Raw genomic sequence first — 21,126 nt, forward strand, 5'->3', positions numbered from 1 at the left:
GAGGGCATGATCCGCCGCAAACACGTCCGACGGCCAGTGGCTTCACCGGGTGCGAGCCCGGCGGTCCAGCGGCGAGGCTGCATCCACATCACACCGCGCCGGCATCGTTCCCCGCGTCATTCGCACGACCTACGGTTGGCGACCCACCCCCGGCGTCCTAACGATCGAGCTGCAGGCGGCGCCAGGCGAGTACCGTAGCCGGCCAGAAGGCGACGGGGACGATCATGGCGCACGCGAGCTGGACCAGGTTGACCGTCTCCGGCGAGATCGCCCACATCGCTGGCGCCGCGAAGGGCATCCAGCCGCCTGCCCCTGACACCACACCGAACTGGGCTATCACGACGATGCCGACACCGGACGCGATCCCGGAGAGAAGGCCGCGCCCGAGCGTGGATACCCAACCGACAGGGATCGCGATGAACGTCGACAGTACCGTGAGTAGGAAGATCCGGCCCAGGGAGGCGAATGCGGTTCGGTCCGGAAGTCCGTACCCAAGGCCGATGCCCACTACCGCGACCACGAGCACCAGGATGGCGCCGGTCGCCGAACCCCAGATGACGAACACGAGAAGCTTCGCCGATGCGATCACCCCCGGCTGATCGGCTGAGCGAACAGGGCCGCGATCGTGCCGTCCGCGAATTCGCGACCGACGATCCAGCTGAGTGCCACGGCGAAGGCGATGAGCCCACCCGCGGCGGCGATCTGGGTGACGACATTCGTCAGCAGTGGCCAGCCCTCGTGCCGGCCGAATGGGGCGAGCCGAGCGATGATCTGCTCGTTACCTGATCGCAACGCGAGCACCATGCTGACGGTCAGTGCTGCAGTCCCGATGACCAGTAGCAGGCTGATCATGCGGAAGACGAGGGAGGCCGCGGCCTTACGTGTCTCTGTTGCGATGGCGATTCCGAGGCTGTTCATGCGCGGGTCTCGTCATCCGCGAGCACCGCGGCGAAGAAAGCACGCTCGATGTCAGGGGTGGAAGGTTCGAGTGTTCCGATGATCGAGCCACGGTTCATGACGCTGATACGGTCGGCGACGCGGGTGACCTCGTCGAGGTGATGGCTCGATACGAGCACAGCTGCTCCGTCGTTCCGCCGCCGGCGAATCGCCTCCCGCACCAGGATGACTCCGGCCGGGTCGAGTGCATTGGTGGGTTCATCGAGCACGACGAGCCCTGGGTTGTGCTGCAATGCCGCCGCGACGCCCAGCCGCTGCTTGTTTCCGAGCGAGAGCCGGCCGGCGCGCACATTCGCGAACGATGCGAGGCCGAATTCCTCTACTGCTGCGCCGACCATGTTGCCGACAGCTGACGGAGCTGTGAGTCTGAGCTGCGCGGCCATCTTGAGGTTGGAGGTGGTGTCGAGCTCGGCGTACGCGAACGGCGTCTCGACGAGGTGGCCGACGCTCGCCCACGCGGACGATACGACGGCACCAACGCCGACGCCATCGATCGTGACGCTGCCGCTATCGGGCCGCAGCATGCCGAGCATGAGGCGCATGAGTGTGGTCTTGCCCGCGCCGTTGAGCCCGACGAGCGCGTGCACCTCGCCCTGCTCGACAACGATCGATACATTTTTCACGCCGACGCCTCCCGCGAAGGCGCGTGAGACAGCTCTCGTCTCGAGTCGCGTCATGGGAACTCCGATGTCGAACATGAGTGATCGATCGACCACCCGCCGACCAGACTTCCCGGCGCTCCACAGGCGACACTACCTGCGATCGTCTTCCCGCGGCCGTCGCGAGGCGTCGTTACCGGTCATGGCTGCGGCGCAGGCTGCTTGTGAATCGCTGTCCCCCGCAACCGATCGCACCGTGAACGCGCTCGGCAACCAGACCGAGGATCTGAACTGGCTGCACGACTACTCACCCTTCAGCTGGGCCTACGGCGCCGACCCGCTCACCGACGGGTGGCACTGGCGACAGAACCTGAACCCGTGACCCGATGGATCCACCCTACGCATCGACGACCTGGGCGAGGAACGTGTTGCGCTCGGCCTGCCGTGCGTACCCCGCGACATCCGTCACGCACGCCGGGCACCAGTGGCCGCCCGTCAGCACGAGGCGCGGGCTCGCAGCGAACTCGTGGTCGAAGCCGCAGCACCAGGTGAGCGGGCTAGCGATGTCGCCCCGCTGGAACCGCGTGGTCAGCAGGGCCCCGCCGCGGTGTGCCGCGACCGTGGCGTAGTCGTGCGACGTCCACTCGGGCGGCGGCGTGTGCTCGTCGTAGCCGTGGTCGAGCAGGGTCGGCATGCGCGACGGCTGCGGGTCCTCGAAGGTCGACCAGTCGCCGATCGCCTCCCACGCCTCGAACGAGCCGAAGTGCGCGGCGATCTCGGCCTCGTCGCGGCGGGCGATGGCGTGCATGGTGCCGCGGGGCTTGCGAGTGAGCGGCTTCATGACGAGGTGCTTGACGATCCAGGCGGGCACGCGGCCCGCCGAGCGCACCGACGCCGGCGCGGCGGCGATCGCCCGATCGAGCGCATCGTCGAACGTGTCCCGCCGGAACGGCACGATCTCCTCCAGCCGGTCGCTGTCGGCGTACCACTGGCCGTGGAAGTTGCCGGTTGCGAACCAGTTCCGGTCGTACCAGCGGCGGATGTCGCGCACGCCCATCGCGCCGCCGATCGCGGTCTGCAGCTCCCAGTTCGCCAGGCGCCATCCGTCGCCGCCGCCGATGTTGTAGATCCCGCCCCAGAACTCGTCGGGCACATCGGGCTCGCAGACGTTCGCGAGCAGCCGTGCGGAGTCCTCGGCGCTCACCCACTCCATGACCGCGCCGAACGGCGAGTGCGTCATGATCGGGTCGCGGATCTCGAGCATGCCCGGGTGGAAGATGCCGGTCTGCCGTAGCTGCGCCCACTTCGGCAGGCCGGAGTCGACGAGGAGTCGCTCGGCGACGACCTTGCTCTGCCCGTACTCGTCGAACTGCGACACACGGATCGGGTCGCCGACGCGGCCCCAGTGGTGCGGCGGGTTGCGGTTGCCGGTCTGGGCGACGGTGCCGACGCCGACGACCGCGACGGCGGCAGGGTCGGGAAGTGCCTTCACCGCGGCGATGATGTTGCGCATGCTGCCGACGTTCACGCGGTGCGCGAGCTCCGGCTGCTCGTCGGCGAGCGGCGACACGATCGCGCCGACGTGCAGCACGATGTCGATCCGGCGAACGCAGGCGGCGACGGCCGCGGCATCCGTCAGGTCGCCCCATGCCACCTCGAGGTTCTCCATGCCGTCGAACTCGGCGAGCGCCGCCCGGTCGCGATCGGTGGGCATCGCGAACGCGAGAACGGTCATGCGGTCGGCGCGCTTGGAGAACTCGCGAAGGGCGGCTCGCCCCCAGTTGCCGGTGGCGCCGGTGAGCAGCACGCGCGTGCGGTCGCCGCGGTCGTCGGTCATGCGATCTCCTTCGGATTGTTGGGTTCGACGGATGCCGCGGCCTGCCGTTCGGTCGGGCGGTCCAGGTTCGGCCGGGCTACCAGCGCTCGAGCCAGCGGACGGCGTGTTCGATGCCGTCGTCGAAACCCGCGGTGCGCGGTCGGTCGAGGAACCCGTGCGATGACTCCGGCACGACCTGGTGCACGTCGGCCCGGGAACCGACGTCCGCGAGCGTCATGCCGGCGCACCCGACTCCGCGAGGCTCAGCGCGATGAGCTGCTCGAGCGCCTCGTCCGGGATCTCCACGCCGGGGAACCTCGCGAACTGCCCCATCGGCATGGAGTCGACCAACTTGAGCATGTCCGCGTTCGCCTCGGCGGCGGCCTGCTGCTCGGGCGTGGCGTTCGCCATCATGCCGTGCATGAGCGCAGGCCCGACGACGGGGTGGCCGAACCACTCCTTGACGGTCGACTCGAGGCTGAGCGGCTTGGGCCGGTCGACGTCGCCCTCGAGGGTGAGCTCACGGCGCTCGACGATGTGGGCGACCGAGCGACCGAGCTCGACCGCGTACGTGCCGGGCTCGACCCACCAGCGGTCGCCCGTGACGTCCCAGAACGCGAAGGCGCGGCGCTCGAGCGCGATCTCGACGGCGGATGCCTCGCCCGCCTCGAGGTGCACCTTCGCGAAGCCCGCCAGCTCGCGAACCGGCCGCCGCACGGCCGACGACGCGGGCGAGACGTACAGCTGCACGACCTCGGCGCCCGTCACCGCGCCGGTGTTGCGCACGGTGACCCGAGCGACCGCGGTGTCGGGTCCGGTCGCCTCGACCTCGAAGGACTCGTGCGCGAACGTCGTGTAGCTCAGGCCATGGCCGAACGGGTACCGCACGGGCCGATCGGCGGTCGCGTAGTACCGGTAGCCGACGAAGACGCCCTCGCCATAGCGGACGACCTCGTTCTCGCCGGGGAAGTTGAGGTACGACGGGCTGTCCGAGAGCGCCAGCGGGATGGTCTCCGCCAGCCGGCCCGACGGAGACACCGCGCCGGTGAGGACGTCGGCGAGCGCGCCGCCCACGGCCTGGCCGAGCGCCCAGCCCTCGACGATCGCGTCGACGCGGTCGTGCCACGGCTCGAGCGAGACCACACCGCCGTTCATGAGCACGACGACGGTCCTCGGGGCGGCGCTCGCCACCGCCTGGATCAGCGCGACATGATCGGCCGGCAGGTCGAGGTTCTCGCGGTCGAAGCCCTCCGACTGGTCATGCTCGTGCAGGCCGACGAATACCAGGGCGACCTCGGCGGCCTCGGCCGCGTCGCGCGCCTCGGCGAGCAGCGCGTCGGCGTCGGCGTCGGCGTCGGCCGCGCGCGACACGCCGGGCGCGTAGACCACGTGCGCATCGCCGAGCGCGCGGCGCAACTCGTCGAGCGGCCGGTCGACCCGGATCGCGTTGACGTTCGAGCTGCCGCCGCCCTGGTACTGCGGGGCGACCGCGAACTCGCCGACGACGGCGACCCGCTGTCCGGCGCGCAACGGAAGCGTCTCGTGCTCGTTGCGCAGGAGCACCACGGACGCCGCGGCCGCACGCCGCGCGAGTGCGTGGTGCGCCTCGGCGTCGGCCTGCGCGACATCGCCGGGCTCGGTGGCGCCCTCGGCCGGCGCCGTGCGCTCGGCGAGCCTGCGCAGCCGCTCGACCGCGCGCTCCACGATCGCCCGGTCGAGCCGTCCCTCGCGCACTGCGGCGACGATCGCTGCCGTGCCCTCGTCGCCGGTCCCGGGCATCTCGAGGTCGAGCCCGGCGGCGAGCGCCTCGACACGGTCCTTGATCGCCCCCCAGTCCGAGAGGACGAGTCCGTCGAAGCCCCATTCGTCGCGCAGCAGCCTGGTGAGCAGCCAGCGGTTCTCCGAGGCGAACACGCCGTTGATCGCGTTGTACGCGCTCATGACGGTCGTCGGCGCGGCCTCCCTCACGACCTGCTCGAACGCCGGCAGGTAGATCTCGCGCAGTGTACGTGCGTCGACCTCGGCGCTCACGCGCATCCGAGCGGTCTCCTGGTTGTTGACCGCGAAGTGCTTGAGGGACGTGCCGACGCCCTCGCCCTGCACCCCGCGGATCCACTCGGTCGCGATCGCGCCCGTGAGGCGCGGGTCCTCCGAGAGGTACTCGAAGTTGCGGCCGCCCAGCGGCGAGCGCTTGATGTTCACGCCCGGACCGAGCACGACGTCGACGCCGAGCGCGCGCGCCTCACGGGCGATCGCGGCGCCGACCTCGCGCGCGAGCGCCGGGTCCCAGCTGGAGCCGAGCGCGACCCCGGGCGGGAAGCACGTCGCCGGTACGCTCGCGTTGAGCCCGAGGTGGTCCTCGCCCTCTCGCTGCAGGCGGATGCCGTGCGGGCCGTCGCTGACGGTGAGCGAGCGGATGCCGCTGCCGTCACGGGTGCGCCAGAAGTCCTCGCCCGTGAGCAGCGTGGCCATCGCCTCGAGCTCCGCATCCTCCGCGGCGGCCTCCTCGGCTGCGGGCTCGGACGCGGTCGGTACATCGGCCGGCGCCTCCTCGCCTGCCGACACGGCCGCGAAGCCGCGCTCGAGGTCGGCGAGCACCTCCTCCGAGCGCGGCAGCATGCCGGCGACCTGGCGTGGGGTCATGTCGTCCTGTCCGCGCAGGCCGCCGGTCATGTGCTCGGCCGCCTCGGGCACGTACTTGGTGACGACCCCCATGAACACCGCCATGGCCGCGCGGTCGTCGACGAGGTCGCCGAAGCGCGTGTCGACAGTCACCGCGGGTCGCTCGTCGGGGTCGACCTGGAACGGCTCGGCGAAGCGGTACTCGCCGTGGGCGACGACGTGCGTCACGCCCGACGGCAGCACGACGTCGGCGGTCGCGCCGACGGGAATGGTCACGCGCAGCTCGAGCGCGCCGTCGGCGAGCGTCCATGCCGAGCTGGCCTCGCCGTACGGGGTGTGGAGCGAAGCGGACGCCTCGGTGAGCCCGCGGCGCGGCGGTTGCGGGGCGATGCGCAGGCGACGGTAGCCCGGCGCCGCAGGGGCGAGGCCCGCGACCACCCGGTGGAGCCAGTCGGCGACCGCGCCGAACGCGTAGTGGTTGAACGAGGTCATGCCGCTGGGGTGCACGGTCCCGTCGGGCAGCAGCGAGTCCCACCGCTCCCAGATGGTGGTGGCGCCATGCGTGACGGCGTAGAGCCACGACGGGTTCTCGGTCGCGAACAGCAGTCGGTAGGCGACATCCGTGTGCCCGTTCGAGCTCAGGGCGTCGGTGATGAGCGGGGTTCCGATGAAGCCCGTGGAGATTCGGTACCCGTTGTCGCGCACGATCTGCGCGAGGCGGTCGGCGGCATGGCGGCGCTCGTCGTCGTCGGTGATGATATCGAACTGCAGTGCGAGTGCGTAGGCGGTGGCCGAATCGGAGAGGACCCGGCCCGAGCGGGCGACGTACTCGCGGTGGAACGCGGCGCGCGCCTCGTCGGCGAGGGCGCCGTAGCGTGCGGCGTCCTCGCCGCGACCGAGCAGCGCCGCGGCATCCGCGACGATCCGGGCGGAGCGGGCGAAGTAGGCCGTCGCGACGATCTCGGCGTAGGTCTGCGCCGCCTCGGGCCGGCCGGCGGGCGCGAGCGGGTCGAGCCAGTCGCCGAACTGGAAGCCCGTGTCCCAGAGCCGGGTCTCGCCGGCGAGCTCGGCCACCTGGTCGACCCACGCCGCCATGCTGTCGAACTGGCGGCGCAGCACCTCGAGGTCGCCGAACCGCTGGTAGATGGTCCACGGCACGACGGTCGCGGCATCCGCCCACCCGGCCATCGCCCCCGAACCGGCGACCTCGATCGGCGAGGGCACGATCATCGGCACACCGCCGAGTCGGCGCTGCTCGGACTCGAGGTCGCGCAGCCAGGACGTGAGGAACCCGGCGCTGTCGTAGAGGAACGACGCCGTCGGCGCGAACACCTGCAGATCGCCCGTCCAGCCGAGGCGCTCGTCGCGCTGCGGGCAGTCGGTGGGCACGTCGACGAAGTTGCCGCGCATGCCCCAGACGACGTTCTCGTGCAGGCGATTCACGAGCGGGTCGGATGCCGCGAACCGGCCGGTGCGCTCCATGTCGGAGTGCAGCACCTCGGCGACGACCGCGGCGGGGTCGAACTCGCCCGGCCATCCGGTGACCTCGGCGAAGCGGAACCCGTGGAACGTGAACCGCGGCGCCCAGGTCTCCTCGCCGTCGCCGCGCAGGATGTACGTGTCGACCTGCTTCGCGGTGCGCAGCGGCCCGGTGGCGAGTTCGCCGTGCTCGAGCACCTCGGCGTGCCGCAGGGTCACGACATCGCCCGCGGCGCCGGTCACGGTGATGCGCAGCCGCCCGACGAGGTTCTGTCCGAAGTCGAGGATGGCCGTCCCCGAGGGGCTCGCCAGCACCTCCTGCACGGCGACCGTCTCGACGTGTCGGACGGGCGGACCGTCGGGCGCGACGAGCGTTGCGGTGTCGAGCTCGCGTACCGCGGCCGGCTCCCAGCCGACGGCGTCGTACGCACTCGTCGACCAGGCCGCGTCGTACCGCCGGGCGTCGAAGTCCTCGCCGTGGTAGAGGTCGGCCGAGCGGATGGCGCCGGCGCCGACGGTCCAGTCGGGTCCGGATGCCACGACCTGCCGCGTGCCGTCGGCGTACTCGATCTCGAGCTGGGCGAGCAGGCCGAGCTCCCTGCCGTACAGCTCACGTTTTCCGTCCCAGCCGAGGTGGCCGCGCCACCAGCCGTCGCCGAGCCATGCGCCGAGCACGTTTCCGCCGGTGCGCACGGTGTCGGTGACGTCGAAGGTCGCGTATCGGAGCCGGCCCTGGTAGGCCGTCCATCCGGGCGTGAGCTCGTGGTCGCCGACGCGGACTCCGTTGAGCTCGAGCTCGACGAGTCCGTGCGCGGTGACGTACACGCGGGCGCGGCGGATCGCCGCATCCGTCACCTCGAACGCCGTGCGGACGAGCGGCGCGGACTCGGCCGCGAACGCACCGTCGGCGTCGGGGCCGACCATGGTCGCCGTCCAGTCGGATGCCTCGAGCAGGCCCGTCTCGACGGCGGACCAGTCGCTCCACGCGGAGGCCGTGCCATCCTCGCCGACGACGCGCACGCGCACCTCGCGGCGCTCGCGCGACGCGAGCGGCGCGAACGGCCACGGCACCAGCACCGAATCGGCGCTGTCGACCGCGACGACCGACGACGCCGGCCCCGCGGCATCCGCTGCCCGCCCTTCGGCCTCGTAGTGCGCCTGCTGCCAGCCGGACGGGGCCGACGCGACGAGCCAGCTCAAGCGGGGCGTCGTTTCGCCGATGCCGAGGGCCTCGCGGTGGTGCTCGAAGCGGACGGGGGTGACGGTGATGCTCACGATGGATCCTTCGGTGGTGGGTCGGAGGTGGTGGCGGGCGGCCGGCGAAGCGGCTCAGCGCACCGAGCGGATGCGGAGGATGACCAGCCCGCCGGCGAGCACGAGGCCCGCGGCGATCAAGAAGAGCAGCGAGTAGTTCTTCTCGTCGCCCGTCACGCCGACGAGCAGGATCGACGATGCGACGAGCGGCGCGACCGACTGCGGGATCGACGTGGCGAAGCCGGTGATGCCCATGAAGCGTCCGGCGTCCGTGGCCTTCTCGGGCAGCACGTCGAGCAGCAGGGCCTGGTCGACCGCGGAGAACATGCCGATGCCGGTGGAGACGATGAGCGAGCCCGCGATGAGGGCGGGAAGGTCGGACGAGACCGCCATGAGCACCATGCCACCAGCCATGAGCGCGCCGCCGGTGACGACGAAGACCTTGCGACGCCGGAACCGGTCGGAGAGGAACCCGCCACCGAGCGCACCCGCGGTCACCGCGAGCACGCCGACGCCGCCCAGGGTTGCGATGATGCCGGCGACCTCGGTGACCTGCATGCCGAGGCGGCTCGCGAAGAAGAACGCCGTGAAGGTGGTGTTGAGCGTGAGGCCGAAGTAGAAGAGGAAGCGGCCGAGCCAATTGAGGGAGAAGTCGGGGTACTGGGCGGGGTTGTAGAGGTACTTGCGCAGCAGTCCGCCGACGGTGAGGGCCTCCTTCGGGAGTCCGCGGCTGTCGTCCTCGTGCACGAGCGCGACGAAGAGGGTGACGAGCACGACGCCGACGAGGCCCGGGATCAGGAACAGGAGCAGCGAGTTGCCGACGAAGCCCACGGTCAGGATGACACCGAAGACGGGCGCGACCTGCGTGGCGAACCCGGTGAGGCCGGCGACCTTGCCGCGCTGCTCCTCGGGCAGGCGGTCGGCCGTCGAGATCTGCAGGTTGCTGAGCACCGTGCCCCAGCCCCACTGGGCGAGCACCCAGCCGAATCCGAGCACGAACACGTTCGGCGCGAGCGCCATGACGACGAGCGAGATCACGCCGACGATCATGCCGCCGATCATGAACGGGCGGCGGCGGCCGATGCGCGTGCGCGTTCGGTCGCTCCACACACCCATGAACGGCGCGGTGAGCATCACGAAGAGCGCGCCGGCGCCGGTGATGTAGCCGAGCAGCTCCTCGCGGCCGGGGGCGAGTTCGTTCACACGGATGGAGAGCGAGATCGCGAGTGGGGTGATGAAGGCCATGAAGACGCCGAACTGGGCCAGCACCATGAACCAGATGTAGCGGGCGTCCACCTTGGGCAGGTCGGGCGCGGAGTCGTGCTCCTCGGCGATGACTTCCGGATCGACGGTGGCGGTCGGGAAGGGGGACGGAACCGGGGTGACGGTCGGCTCGTCGTCGCGGGCGGTCGGGTTCATTGGGACTCCGTTGTCGTGTCGGGGCTGGGCATCCGCTCGCCGGTTCTCACCAAGGGGTCACTAGCGCGTGCTAGCGGATGTGGACGATGCTACAGTGAGGAACTAGCGCGCGCAAGTAACGTTTCAATCGGAGGCCGAGCGGATGTCGCAGACGACCAGCACTCGCCGGGTCACGGCGGCGGACATCGCGCGCTCGCTCGGAATCTCACGAGCCACGGTGGGCTTCGTGCTGAACGACACGCCGGGCCAGACGATCTCGGAGGCGACCCGCACCCGCGTGCTCGATGAGGCCAAGCGGCTGGGCTATCGCACCAACATCGCGGCACGAGCCCTCGCCAGCGGTCGCTCGCGGATCGTGCTGCTCGTGCTGCCCGACTGGCCGCTCGACTTCAACCTGCGCCGCAACATCGAGGAGGCCTCCCTCGCCCTCGACGAGGCCGGCTACGCGCTCATCACCTACACACCGCACCCCACCGGCCACTCCCGCCCACTGTGGGAGAAACTGCAGCCCGACGTCGTCATGTCGATGACGCCATTCGCACCCGGCCAGGCGGAGTCGATCCGCGCCGCCGGCGTGACCAGGCTTATCCCCGACCCCGAGGCCCCGGTCGGCGAGGAGTACCCGGAAGAGGGTCCGGTGCTGCAGGTGCAGTACCTGGTCGACCTCGGGCACCGGTCGATCGCCTTCGCCGGCTCGGCGGATCCCCGCGTCGCTGACCTCGTGGCCCTCCGCCGCCGCCGCGCGAACGATGCCGCTTTGGCGCTCGGCCTTCCGCCGCTGCCGTCGTCCGACATCCAGTTGACGGATGCCTCGGCGGGCGACGCGATCGACCGCTGGCGCGAAGCGGGCGTTACGGCCATAGCCGCCTACAACGACGACGTCGCCGCGGCACTCGTCGGCGCCGGCCTGCGGATGGGGCTCACCCTCCCCCGCGACCTCTCCGTCATCGGCCACGACGACACCCCGCTCGCCTCGATGTTCGAACCGCGCCTCTCGACCATCAGCGTGAACACCGTCGGGCTGGGCCGCTATCTCGCCGGGCTCGCGCTCAGCGCGGTCGAGAACCGGCCGCTGCCCCCTGCCGGGCCTGAGTTGCGTGTCGCGCTCGTGCCACGGGCGTCGACCGCGCCACTCGGCTGACGCCGACTGCGATCAGATCGCCAGCCGCGGATCTCGCTTCGATGCTGCACGGCACGAAGGTCTCACGTCCGGACCCGCATCCTGCCACCCGAATGCCGACGGACGGGCTTTGGGGGACGCGCCCTAGGTGGCCGCGGCTTCCGCTGCCTTCTTCAGGTCGGCGGTGAACTGCTCGAAGTTCTCGTCGAACGGCGGGATCAGCCGGGCGAAGAATGGGAAGAACGGACCGCCGATGCGCTCGACGACCTCCACTCGCGTGCCGTCGGCGTCGCCGCTGAGGGAGTACGTGCGAGTGGACATCGCATCGCCGAACGTCAGGCGCGCGTTCGGCTCGAACTCCTTGACCTTCAACGAAAACGTGCGGCTCGGGACGAGTGTCGAGACGAGCTTGACCTTCGAGCCGAGAGCGATCTGGCCATCCAGCGAGACGACCGTCGAGTTCCACCTCGGCCACTCGGCTGCAGCGGTGAGCAGTCGCCACACCGTGGCGGCGTCGGCGTCGATGTGCCGGGCGATGCGGGTGGAGCGGCTGAACGTGGTCCGGGTCGTGGAGGCGACTCCATCGGGCGCAGTGGTGGACATGTGATTCCCCGTTCTCTGCTTGAGGCCGGTTGTAGGGCGCACGGTCACCCGCTTGAGTGGATCGTCAGGTTGTGCTCCGACGGCGCCCGGCGCGGATCGAGAACCACCTCGGAATCCCCTCGGGGATCTCGGGCGCAGAACTCGCCGAGGCGCGCGAGTGCGGCACCGAACCGGTCGTCGTGGTCGGTGGCGGAAACTCGGCCGGGCAGGCGGCCGTCTTCCTGGCCGGGACCGCCTCGCGCGTTCACCTGGTCGTGCGCGCGGCGGACCTGACGGCGAGCATGGCGCGATACCTGGTCGCCCAGGTGGAGGCTCATCCGCGGATCAGCGTGCACCGGCGAACCGAGGTGGTCGAGGCGACCGGCACAACTCCTCGAGTCGGTCCTCGTCGAGCATCTGCCCTCCGGCACGCGAACAGGAGGATCACGGGCGTCAGCGGGTACGCAGGTCACTGGCGTTCGGGATGCTGATCAGGTGCCAGCGCCTGCATGACGGGCACGAACGCTGCTGCGCTCCACGCTTGTGGCCTGCACGCGGTCGGGTAGGGCGTTGGGCCATCGCCGTTGCCGCTATAGAGCTCGGGAATGCGATAGTCGAACCATTCAGCGGCGTCAACAAGCTGTTGCGCCAGTCGCCGCGCATGCTCGGTGAATCCGGACCGCCGTAGGCCATTGATGATGATCGCCGTGTCGTGTGGCCACACCGAGCCGCAATGATAGGAGAGCGGCCAGTATCCCGCCTCATCGTTGCTGAGGGTGCGCACGCCGAAACCGCTGGCCAAACGCGTGGAGAGGAGAAGGTCGGCCACGAGACGTTCCTCGTTGCCATCGAGCAAGCCTGTGCCGAGCAGGTGGCCGATGTTCGAGCTCAGCGAGGCCACGGGGTGCTTCGCACCGTCGAGCGCAATCGCCGGAAAGCGAACGCCGTCGACTTCGACCCAGAATCGCTCGCGGAACCGCGTACGAAGCGCATCCGCGTAGGCCCGCCAGGCCCCGGAACCCGGCTCGCCGAAGGCGTCGAGCATCGCCGCCGCGTCGAGCGCGGCCTCGCACGCATAACCCTGCGCCTCGCAGAGCGCGATCGGGCCCTCGGCGCGGCTGCCGTTGCGGTGGCGGACCGCATCGAACGAGTCCTTCCAGCCCTGGTTGGCGAGCCCGCGCCCGCTGCGGTCGATGTACTCCAGGAACCCGTCGTCATCGCTATCGCCCGAGTCACGGAGCCATCCGAGCGCGGCGATCAGGTTGGGCAGCAGCGGTCGAAGATCCTCGATCGGAACTCCCGCCCGCCATGTGTCGTGCAGCAGGCAGATCCACAACGGAGTGGCGTCGATCGTGCCGTAGTACACCGGCGGTAGGACGATACCCTCGCGCGGGATCCGCAGGGGAGCGGCGCGCAGCTCGTGCAGTATCTTGCCCGGCGACTCGGCGCCGATCGGATCGTCCTTGGTGCCCTGCCGTCGCGCGAGCGCTCGGAGCGTTCCGAGCGCGAGGTCGGTGCCCAGCGGCAGCAGCAGGCGGGCGGCCGTGATCGAGTCGCGGCCGAACAGGGTCAGGTACCAGGGGGCGCCAGCGGCGAGGAACGGTTCGTCGGAGTGATCAACAGTGACCATGGCGAGCCCGGCGAGCTCGAGGGACGCGGTCGATGCCCACCGATCGAGGCGGGCATCGCCCGTGGGAGCGGGCTCCGCCCACAGCGGGCGCGAGATGGCTGCGGTCACCGCAGCGCTGTCGGCGATCGCGAGGTCCAGCTGCACCTCCGCGGCGTTCCCCGACTCGACGGCGACGAACCACGTCGCCGCGACGCGGCTTTCGTCGCGGCGGAGGACGACCCCTCCGCCGGCGCTCGCGTGGACGGTGCGGGTGTCCTGGGTGATCGTGAGTCGGGACCCCGACCCCGCTGCAGTGAACGGTGCGACGACGTCGCTGCCGGCACGCACGAGGTCGAGGGAAGTGAAAGCCAGCGTGACGGTCAGGGTGATCCGAGCCCGGACGAGGCGATCGGTCGCGTTGGCGAGCTTCACCGTCTCGCTGACAGCACCCGGGCGCACCTCGCGAGTGTGCTCGGTGATGACACGCGGATCCTTGGTGGCATCGTCGAGGTGCGGGCAGACGCCGGTGAACACGGCACGGCCGGTCGTGCGCCGCGTGCCGAGCGGCTCGGGTCGCCGTCCATCGACGGTCAGCTCGATCCCGCTGGCGATGCGCCAGTCCCCGTGGTAGAGGCCGTCGATCGTTTCCGGTCGCGTCGAGCCGTCGAGCTCGCACCACGCCTGCGTCGGCGCGGCGAGCAGGACGAGTCGATCGTTCAACATCGGGGCAGCGGTGCGTTTCTCGGCGGCATCAAACACGATGGGGTCATTTCTTCCGGTGAACGTCGATGAAGGACGCCTGCTCCGCGAGCGAACGGCGGCACGCGTCGATCAACTCGGCGAGCTCGGCGCCGCGATCGGCGTCGACGGTGACGGGCGAACCGGTGCGTGCCGCGCGGGCGAACTCCTCACGCAGCTGATCGAACGCCGGTGCCATATCGAGGCCGCGGGTGTCGAGCTCCTCCCGGCCTGCTGGTCCGTATGCCGTGAGCGTCGTCGCGGCGGGGGTGCGAACCGAGCCCGACACGGCGTACTGCCCGAGAGCCCCGCTTGCGTGGTCGGCGTCGATGGCAGTGTAGCCGCCGTGGTCTCGAACCTTGACGCGGAGGATCGGGCCGGCGACCTGCTCGGCGAGATCGAGCAGGTGCGGCCCGAGGTCGACGAGCGCTCCGAGCTCGTCGCGCCAGCCTGACGGCTCCGCCACGAAGCCGCCCGTGAGGAATCCACCATGGACGTGGACTCCTGCAACGCCCGTCGGAGGCGCCTCGAGGGCGTTGACCGTTTCGAGAAACCTTCGCACGACAGGGTGGAATCGCCGGGTCAGCGTGAGCGCGCTCACGACTCCAGACGCCGCGACGGCATCGGCGAGCTGCCAGGCATCGGCAGGGTCGATCGCCGACGGCTTCTCGAGGAGGACGTGGCGACCGGCGTGTACCGCGCGCATCGCGAGCGAGGACTGCACTGTCGGCGGCACGGCGAAGTCGACGGCCTCCGAGGCTTCGAGGAGCGCGTCGAACGTGTCGAAGACCGGTACCCCGTCGGCCTGGAGCCGTTCGCGCGCGTCCGTGGCCCGCGCCCACACGCCGGTCAGCACGGTCGGGCCGGGGCTCGTGTGCATCGGAATGTGGGCCGTGCGGGCCCACATTCCCGCGCCGACGACGCCGACGCCTAATGGCGCGAACTGGGCAGATTCCGTCACAGTGCTGCGCCTTCGCGCCCGTGGAGGCGCTCATACAGGTCGAGGCTGAGCGCCGCCGTCCAGCTGAACCGCAACGTGCCGCGAGGCTCGCCGCTGATCGGGTCGACGTACTCGGGGAAGTCGTGCTCGAGTCCGAGGTCGGCCATTTGGCTGGCGAGCGATCGGGCTTCGTCGTGGAAGCCGCGCTCGTGCAGCGCCTCGGCGATGAGCCAGGCGGTGTTGAACCACGACGGGCCGCGCCAGTACCGAGAGGAGTCGAACGTCGGCGCGGTGAGGTCGTGGCTGGGCACGAGTGCGGCCTGCCCGAGCCCGAAGTGCTCGCTCTCGAGCATCGTGAGGAGTTCGTCGGTGTGCGGGAGGTCTGGAATCAGCAGCGGCGCGAGGCCCGAGACAGTGCGGTACGGCTGCAGCTCACCTGAGACCACATCGCGGGCGACATAGCACCCGAGCTCGGGTGCCCAGAGGGTCTCGAGCGCCTCGGTCAGCGCGTGCGCGCGATCAGCGTGCGGCGCCGGGTCATTGCCCAGCAGCTCCGCGATTCTGCCGAGCGCCCACTCCGACCGCGCGTACAGGGCATTCACCGCCGGGTCCTCCAGCACGAACGGGTACCCGGCGTCGCGGTCGTCGCAGTCGTGGTCGCGATAGCGGGCCGCGAGGTAGAGGTACTTGCCGTACTCGGCGTTCGAGGGTCGGTGGCTCGCGTCGGCGTGGTCGAGATCGGGGCGCGGGATGTCCCCGCGGAAGGTCTCGCCGATGGCCGCGAGCGGTGCATCCCAGTACGGCGAGTTGTCCATTCCGCTCTCCCAGGGATGCAGCACGTGCACGAGCCCCGATGGGTCTGTGCGGCGGTCGGCGAGATAGCCGTGCCAGGCGAGCAGTCGCTCGTAGGCCCGTGGCAGGAACCGGCGACGAGCGGATGCCTCGGGGTCGGCTTGGTGCACGAGCAACACGGCGAGGGCGTGGTTCGGCGGCTGGATGAGGCCTGAGGTCGGCACCGGGGGCGAGCCCGGGATCCGCTCGCTGCGCCAGAATGCGGCCCCGGGCGAGTAGTGCACGTCGAGCCGCGGGTTGAAGACGATCTGCGGCAGGCGGCCGTCGGCCCACTGGGCGCTGAAGATGGTGTCGAGCTCCTGCTGGGCGCGACGTGGTGAGATGTGGCGCAGGCCGATGGCGATGAAGGCGGAGTCCCAGCTCCACTGGTGCGGGTAGAGTCCCGCGGCAGGCACCGTGTAGCTGCCGCGCCAGTTGCGGGCGAGCACGCGGGTCGCCGCAGCCATCGCGAGGTCGTTCACAGGTACCGCCGCAGCAGGGGCGGAACCGACGGCAGCACGTCAGCCGCCGCGCCGGAGAGTCGGCTCTCGATCGCGATCGGACCGTCGTAGCCGATGGCCTGGAGCGTGGCGCCGAAGAGTGCCCAGTCGATGTGGCCGGCACCCGGCTCGAGCCGGTTGGAATCGCTTGCCTGCACGTGGCCGATGTACGGGCCTGCCTCGATGAGGGCCGCCGCGGGGTCGGCCTCCTCGATGTTCATATGGTAGGTATCGGCGCCGATTCGCACGGAGTCGAGGCCGACGAGGCGGATCAGCTCGACGGCGTCACCGAGCCGGTTGACCATGTGGTCCTCATACCGATTGAGAGGCTCGAGGTAGAGCGTGACCGCGAGTTCGGATGCGAGCTCGCCGAGCGTGCCGAGCGCGTCTACGAGCACCGTCGTGTCGTCCTCGGGCGAGCGCGGCGGCTCGAACGGTGGCAGGCGTCGCGAGAACATGCCCCACGAGGCCGGCGTCATGGCGCCGCGACCGCCGAGGTCGGCGATGACCCTGAGCTGCTCCCCCATCTGCGTGATGGCGTCACGCCGCAGGTCGTCATCAAATGCCCCGATGAAGTGGCTCATCTCCACGCAGACCGTGGGCATCGGCACGCCGTTCGCCGCCGCTCGGCGCAGGTCCCTCAGCCGAGCCGCGAAGGCACCGTCGCCACCGCCGCGGAGCTCGATGCCGTCGAATCCCCATGCCTGCGCGATCTCCCACTTCTGCTCCAAGGTGTCGCCCTCGAGCACTTGCTCCTGCACGCAGATGGCGTTGAGGACGGTCATCGCCCCTCCTCCCTCATGTCGATCACGACCTGCAATGCGTCGCCCGGATGTTCGTCGAGCATGCGGTAGACGTCGGCGACATCGCGCAGAGGGACGGTGCGCGAGATGAGCGAGAGGAGATCGAGCCGGCCGGCCGCGGCGAGCTCGATGGCCGTGCGGTTCAGCCGGAGCCGGTTCCAGCGATGCGCCACCGCCGGACCGGATCCTGAGATCTGGGAGCTGATGAGTTGGACGCGGTTGTGGTGGAACTCCTCGCCGAGTCGCAGTCCCACGGCGTCGCCCTGGAGGAAGCCGGCCGCGACGACGCGCGAGTTATAGCCCACCGACCGCACCGCCTCGTGCAGGGCACGGGCATTGCCGGTGATCTCGATCGCCACGTCGGCGCCGCGGCCGTCGGTCAGTTCGCGGATACGCTCGGCGACGGGCTCCGCGGGATCGAGCACGTACTCCGCCCCGAGCCTGGTCGCGAGTGCCCGACGAGGCTCGATGCCATCGACGGCGATCACGCGAGCGCCGTTGAGGCGTGCGAGCTGTGCGACGATCTGCCCAGGCACGCCAAGCCCGAACACCGCCACCGTCTCGCCGACGTGGATGTCGGCGTCGATCACGGCGTTCAGCGCCACTGCACCGATATGCGAGAAGATCCCGATCCGCGGGTCGACGCCATCGGCGAGCAGTCGCGCGCCGGCGAACTCCGCGTCGATGACCGCGGACGTGCGGTGCCCCCAAGTTCCCCAGACCCGGTCGCCCACGACCACGCCCGCAGCATCGGGATCGGCGACCTCGACGATCTCGCCGACCTCCTCGTAGCCCAGCGTGGTGACTGGGAACGAAGGAGTCGAAGCGCCCTCGGTGAACAGCCTGGACTCGGCATCCCATTGCTTGGTGAGATGCGGGCTCGTGCCCCGGTAGGCCGTGAGTTCGGTGCCGGCCGAGATGCCCGAGAAGAGGGTGCGCACCCGCACCTGCCCCGGTCGGAGCAGCGCCTCCGCCTCATCGACGAGATCAACGACCCGAGCCTCGGGGAACGTCACGCTCGAGCCCATTCGTCCCTACCCTCCTCGTCACCCTCCACGTCGTGGCGACGGTGACACCATACGCGGCCGCGTCAGAACTTGCAACCAGTTTCGTCCGGGAATCGGACGGAACGTGAGCCGTGATTTCGGGGGTCCATTCCATCAATTCTGTCATTAGGACTTGTGGTCGGACATATATCGGTGTTCAATGAGCGCAGCACTGCACGGTCTCGTGGAATGTGTCGACGTCGACCATGCGAGTGCTCCGCCCTCCGGCGGCACCATGACCGTGCGATCGAAATGAGAACTCATGCGCAACGTCCGCGCAGGCATCATCGCCGCTGTAGCGGCATCCGCCCTTCTCCTCACCGGCTGCTCACCCGATGGCGGCGACGACGCCACCGGTGATGAGACCATCACCGTCTGGACACTCGAAGACGTCGCCGAGCGAGTCGAGGCGCAGCAGGCGATCCTCGACGAGTACGCGGCCGACGCCGGCGTTGAGATCGAGCTCGTGGCCCTCGCCACCGACCAGCTCGCCACGGTGCTCGCCTCGTCCGCAGCCGCGGGCGAGCTGCCCGACGTGATCGGGGCGGTTCCGCTCAACTCGCTGTACCAGCTGCAGACCGACGGCGTGCTCGACGAGTCTGCCGCCGCCCAGATCGTCGACTCACTCGGCGCCGACACGTTCGCTGAGCGACCGCTCGCGCTGACCCAGTCCGACGGCGACCAGCTCGGCGTGCCGAGCGACGCCTGGGCCCAGCTGCTGTTCTATCGCGCTGACCTCTTCGAGGCGGCCGGGCTCGAGGCGCCCACCGACTACGACTCGATCATGACGGCTGCCACGACGCTCCAATCCCCGGAGCTCGCCGGCATCGTCGCCGCGACCGCACCTGCCGACTCCTTCACGCAGCAGACGTTCGAGCATTTCGCGCTCGCCAACGGCTGCGAACTCGTGGACGACGACGCCGAGATCGTGCTCGACAGCCCTGAGTGTGTGGAGGCGATCGACTTCTACACCTCGCTCATCCGCGACGGCTCCGTGGCCGGCAACCAGGACGCCGACACGACGCGCGCCGAGTACTTCTCCGGCGGCGCCGGCATGATCGTGTGGTCGTCGTTCCTCCTCGACGAGCTCGCGGGCCTGCGAGCCGACGCACTGCCGACCTGCCCTGAGTGCCAGGCTGACGCGACGTTCCTCGCGGAGAACACCGGCATCGTGAGCGCGGTCGAGGGACCGAGCGGGTCGGAGCCCGCCTCGTTCGGCGAGGTCGTGTCGTGGGCCGTCCTCGATGGGGCATCCGACGGCACCAACGAACTCGTCGAGTACCTGATGGGCGACGGCTACCTGGAGTGGCTGGCCATCGCGCCCGAGGGCAAGGTGCCGACGCGACTCGGCACCGCCGACGAGGCCACCGCGTACGCCGACGGTTGGAAGGAGCTCGAAGCGGGTGTCGACACCAAGGCGCTGCTGTCATCGGTCTACCCCGCGGAGGTGCTCCAGTCGGTCGTCGAGGCGCCCGAATCGTTCAACCGATGGGGCCTGCCGCAGGGTCAGGGCGCCCTCGCCGGCGCGGTCGCCGGCCAGTTCGTGATGCCTGGCGTGCTGTCGGAGACGATCAACTCCGGCGTGAGCGCCGAGGACGCGGCGAACCAGGCGGCCGAGGAAGCCAACGTGATCAAGGAAGACCTCGGCCTCTAGCCGACCGAGCGATGGGTGCCCGGTTCGCGGAGGACGCGGACCGGGCACCTGATCGGAGGAAGAACCCATGACGGCAACCGAGCCAGGCCTCGAGCAGGCGACGCCGCCCCCCGAGCCCACCGCTGCGCCGACGTCGCGAACCAGGCGGCGACGCACGCTCACCCAGCACGACGCGCGAACCGGCTTCGTGCTGATGAGTCCGACGCTGATCATCCTGCTCACCGTGGTCGTGCTGCCCCTCATCTGGGCCGTGATCATCTCGTTCCAGGAGCTGACGCTCATCCAGATCGGCACCGCCGATCCGTTCAGCGGATTCACGCTCGAGAATTACCAGCGGGTACTGAGCTCCGGCGCGCTGTGGTCGAGCCTCGCGACGACCATCGGCTACACCATCGGATCGGTGTTCCTCGTCATTCTGTTCGGTACGATCGCCGCGCTCGTGGTACGTCGCCCGTTCCGCGGCCGCACGTTGGTCCGCGCGGCATTCCTGCTGCCGTATGTGGCTCCCGTCGTCGCCGTCACGTTCGTGTGGCGCATCATGCTGAACCCCGAGTTCGGCATCGTCAACGAGTTCGGCCAGAACGTGCTCGGATGGGAGGCGCCGATCCCCTTCCTCACCCAGGCCGTGGCCGAATGGGAGGTCCTCGGGCTCACCATCCCCGTGCCGACCGCGCTGCTGACCGTCATCGTCTTCGAGGGCTGGCGGTACTTCCCGTTCGCGTTCCTCTTCATCATGGCCCGCCTCGAGGGGATGTCGGCGGAGCCCGAGGAGGCCGCGCTCGTCGACGGCGCCGGCCCCTGGCAGACGTTCCGGTACATCGTATGGCCGCAACTCGTGCCCATCATCGGGGTGCTGGCGGTGCTGCGCACGATCTGGACCTTCAACGAGTTCGACGACATCTTCCTGCTCACCGGCGGCGCGGCCGGGACCGAGGTCGCAAGCGTCCTCGTGTACCAACTGCTCACCGTGCAGCGAAACGTCGGTGCCGCGTCGGCCATGTCGGTCGTGCTCGCCGTGCTGCTCATCATCATGCTGGGCGCGTACGTGCTCATCATGCGACGGAGGGGAGAGAAGCTGTGAGCACCGCAACCGCGAGCGCCGTCGCCGCCGAAGTCGTCGAAGCCCCGGCCCGCAGGCGACGGAGCCGGCCGCCGGC

At 70.1% G+C, this 21,126-nt stretch carries 19 protein-coding genes; 5 read left to right on the top strand and 14 right to left on the bottom strand.

Features of this window, described 5'->3' with window-relative positions:
* Positions 1-157: 157 nt before the first annotated feature.
* Genes EV187_RS10690 through EV187_RS10700 form a run of 3 tightly spaced genes read right to left on the bottom strand, consistent with a single transcriptional unit; the run spans position 158 to position 1,634 of the window.
* Positions 158-589 carry a hypothetical protein gene (locus EV187_RS10690; RefSeq protein ID WP_130353015.1) on the bottom strand — a complete coding sequence of 144 codons (432 nt, stop codon included), beginning with the start codon at positions 587-589 and terminating at the stop codon, positions 158-160.
* Positions 586-918, bottom strand: a complete 333-nt coding sequence (locus tag EV187_RS10695; RefSeq protein WP_130353016.1) for a hypothetical protein — start codon at positions 916-918, stop codon at positions 586-588. The genes EV187_RS10690 and EV187_RS10695 overlap by 4 nt, the downstream gene beginning before the upstream one ends.
* Complete coding sequence (locus EV187_RS10700) at positions 915-1,634, bottom strand: ABC transporter ATP-binding protein (RefSeq protein WP_207221799.1); 720 nt, start codon at positions 1,632-1,634, stop codon at positions 915-917. Before EV187_RS10700 ends, EV187_RS10695 begins: the two co-directional genes overlap by 4 nt.
* 124 nt (positions 1,635-1,758) lie before the next feature.
* Here EV187_RS10700 and EV187_RS18540 point away from each other — a divergent pair, with 124 nt between their 5' ends.
* Positions 1,759-1,938 (top strand): hypothetical protein, encoded by a 180-nt coding sequence (locus tag EV187_RS18540; protein WP_207221800.1) that lies wholly within the window; start codon positions 1,759-1,761, stop codon positions 1,936-1,938.
* Between the two features lie 15 nt (positions 1,939-1,953).
* Here the strand turns inward: EV187_RS18540 and EV187_RS10710 are convergent, their stop codons facing one another.
* The 4 genes from EV187_RS10710 to EV187_RS10725 form a co-directional block, all read right to left on the bottom strand.
* The gene (locus EV187_RS10710; RefSeq protein ID WP_130353018.1) at positions 1,954-3,393 is read right to left on the bottom strand and encodes an NAD-dependent epimerase/dehydratase family protein; all 1,440 of its coding nucleotides are present in this window, start codon (positions 3,391-3,393) and stop codon (positions 1,954-1,956) included.
* Between the two features lie 76 nt (positions 3,394-3,469).
* Entirely contained in the window at positions 3,470-3,610 is a 141-nt protein-coding gene (locus EV187_RS18350; protein ID WP_165391160.1) for a hypothetical protein, read from the bottom strand.
* Positions 3,607-8,748 carry a family 78 glycoside hydrolase catalytic domain gene (locus EV187_RS18910; protein WP_341272755.1) on the bottom strand — a complete coding sequence of 1,714 codons (5,142 nt, stop codon included), beginning with the start codon at positions 8,746-8,748 and terminating at the stop codon, positions 3,607-3,609. Before EV187_RS18910 ends, EV187_RS18350 begins: the two co-directional genes overlap by 4 nt.
* A gap of 54 nt (positions 8,749-8,802) precedes the next feature.
* Positions 8,803-10,146, bottom strand: coding sequence for an MFS transporter (locus EV187_RS10725; protein WP_130353019.1), 1,344 nt, complete (start codon positions 10,144-10,146; stop codon positions 8,803-8,805).
* Positions 10,147-10,288: 142 nt separating this feature from the next.
* On the opposite strand from EV187_RS10725, the gene EV187_RS10730 reads away from it, so the two are divergent.
* A complete protein-coding gene (locus EV187_RS10730; protein WP_130353020.1) occupies positions 10,289-11,287 on the top strand; it encodes a LacI family DNA-binding transcriptional regulator in 999 nt (332 codons plus the stop codon).
* Positions 11,288-11,410: 123 nt separating this feature from the next.
* Here the strand turns inward: EV187_RS10730 and EV187_RS10735 are convergent, their stop codons facing one another.
* Entirely contained in the window at positions 11,411-11,869 is a 459-nt protein-coding gene (locus EV187_RS10735) for an SRPBCC family protein (protein ID WP_130353021.1), read from the bottom strand.
* Positions 11,870-11,913: 44 nt separating this feature from the next.
* Positions 11,914-12,186: a hypothetical protein gene (locus EV187_RS18730; RefSeq protein WP_242609586.1), complete on the bottom strand. Its 273-nt coding sequence runs from the start codon at positions 12,184-12,186 to the stop codon at positions 11,914-11,916.
* Here EV187_RS18730 and EV187_RS18735 point away from each other — a divergent pair.
* Positions 12,091-12,339, top strand: a complete 249-nt coding sequence (locus tag EV187_RS18735) for a hypothetical protein (protein ID WP_242609578.1) — start codon at positions 12,091-12,093, stop codon at positions 12,337-12,339. The two genes, EV187_RS18730 and EV187_RS18735, sit on opposite strands and share 96 nt — an antisense overlap.
* Here EV187_RS18735 and EV187_RS10745 read toward each other — a convergent pair.
* From EV187_RS10745 to EV187_RS10765, 5 genes are read right to left on the bottom strand one after another with little or no spacing between them, the layout of a single operon-like run.
* A complete protein-coding gene (locus tag EV187_RS10745) occupies positions 12,318-14,216 on the bottom strand; it encodes a glycogen debranching N-terminal domain-containing protein (RefSeq protein ID WP_242609538.1) in 1,899 nt (632 codons plus the stop codon). The two genes, EV187_RS18735 and EV187_RS10745, sit on opposite strands and share 22 nt — an antisense overlap.
* A gap of 7 nt (positions 14,217-14,223) precedes the next feature.
* The gene (locus EV187_RS10750; RefSeq protein WP_130353022.1) at positions 14,224-15,156 is read right to left on the bottom strand and encodes a Gfo/Idh/MocA family protein; all 933 of its coding nucleotides are present in this window, start codon (positions 15,154-15,156) and stop codon (positions 14,224-14,226) included.
* Complete coding sequence (locus tag EV187_RS10755) at positions 15,153-16,433, bottom strand: MGH1-like glycoside hydrolase domain-containing protein (RefSeq protein WP_130353023.1); 1,281 nt, start codon at positions 16,431-16,433, stop codon at positions 15,153-15,155. The genes EV187_RS10750 and EV187_RS10755 overlap by 4 nt, the downstream gene beginning before the upstream one ends.
* Positions 16,434-16,444: 11 nt before the next feature.
* Complete coding sequence (locus EV187_RS10760; RefSeq protein ID WP_130353024.1) at positions 16,445-17,251, bottom strand: sugar phosphate isomerase/epimerase family protein; 807 nt, start codon at positions 17,249-17,251, stop codon at positions 16,445-16,447.
* Positions 17,248-18,297, bottom strand: coding sequence for a zinc-dependent alcohol dehydrogenase (locus EV187_RS10765; protein ID WP_130353025.1), 1,050 nt, complete (start codon positions 18,295-18,297; stop codon positions 17,248-17,250). Before EV187_RS10765 ends, EV187_RS10760 begins: the two co-directional genes overlap by 4 nt.
* A 280-nt stretch (positions 18,298-18,577) precedes the next feature.
* Between EV187_RS10765 and EV187_RS10770 the strand changes: the two genes are divergently transcribed.
* Both EV187_RS10770 and EV187_RS10775 read left to right on the top strand, forming a co-directional pair.
* A complete protein-coding gene (locus EV187_RS10770) occupies positions 18,578-19,969 on the top strand; it encodes an ABC transporter substrate-binding protein (protein ID WP_130353026.1) in 1,392 nt (463 codons plus the stop codon).
* 67 nt (positions 19,970-20,036) lie between these two features.
* Positions 20,037-21,050, top strand: coding sequence for a carbohydrate ABC transporter permease (locus EV187_RS10775; protein ID WP_130353027.1), 1,014 nt, complete (start codon positions 20,037-20,039; stop codon positions 21,048-21,050).
* Positions 21,051-21,126: the final 76 nt, after the last annotated feature.

It is taken from the genome of Agromyces ramosus, from assembly GCF_004216665.1.
Lineage (GTDB): Bacteria > Actinomycetota > Actinomycetes > Actinomycetales > Microbacteriaceae > Agromyces > Agromyces ramosus.

Excerpts from the sequence above, each read along its gene's own strand:
- EV187_RS10695 (WP_130353016.1), bottom strand. The coding sequence starts at position 918 with ATGAACAGCCTCGGAATCGCCATCGCAACAGAGACACGTAAGGCCGCG.
- EV187_RS10700 (WP_207221799.1), bottom strand. The coding sequence starts at position 1,634 with ATGACGCGACTCGAGACGAGAGCTGTCTCACGCGCCTTCGCGGGAGGC.
- EV187_RS18540 (WP_207221800.1), top strand. The coding sequence starts at position 1,759 with ATGGCTGCGGCGCAGGCTGCTTGTGAATCGCTGTCCCCCGCAACCGAT.
- EV187_RS10710 (WP_130353018.1), bottom strand. The coding sequence starts at position 3,393 with ATGACCGACGACCGCGGCGACCGCACGCGCGTGCTGCTCACCGGCGCC.
- EV187_RS18350 (WP_165391160.1), bottom strand. The coding sequence starts at position 3,610 with ATGACGCTCGCGGACGTCGGTTCCCGGGCCGACGTGCACCAGGTCGTG.
- EV187_RS10725 (WP_130353019.1), bottom strand. The coding sequence starts at position 10,146 with ATGAACCCGACCGCCCGCGACGACGAGCCGACCGTCACCCCGGTTCCG.
- EV187_RS10730 (WP_130353020.1), top strand. The coding sequence starts at position 10,289 with ATGTCGCAGACGACCAGCACTCGCCGGGTCACGGCGGCGGACATCGCG.
- EV187_RS10735 (WP_130353021.1), bottom strand. The coding sequence starts at position 11,869 with ATGTCCACCACTGCGCCCGATGGAGTCGCCTCCACGACCCGGACCACG.
- EV187_RS18730 (WP_242609586.1), bottom strand. The coding sequence starts at position 12,186 with ATGAGCCTCCACCTGGGCGACCAGGTATCGCGCCATGCTCGCCGTCAG.
- EV187_RS10755 (WP_130353023.1), bottom strand. The coding sequence starts at position 16,433 with ATGGCTGCGGCGACCCGCGTGCTCGCCCGCAACTGGCGCGGCAGCTAC.
- EV187_RS10760 (WP_130353024.1), bottom strand. The coding sequence starts at position 17,251 with ATGACCGTCCTCAACGCCATCTGCGTGCAGGAGCAAGTGCTCGAGGGC.
- EV187_RS10765 (WP_130353025.1), bottom strand. The coding sequence starts at position 18,297 with ATGGGCTCGAGCGTGACGTTCCCCGAGGCTCGGGTCGTTGATCTCGTC.
- EV187_RS10770 (WP_130353026.1), top strand. The coding sequence starts at position 18,578 with ATGCGCAACGTCCGCGCAGGCATCATCGCCGCTGTAGCGGCATCCGCC.
- EV187_RS10775 (WP_130353027.1), top strand. The coding sequence starts at position 20,037 with ATGACGGCAACCGAGCCAGGCCTCGAGCAGGCGACGCCGCCCCCCGAG.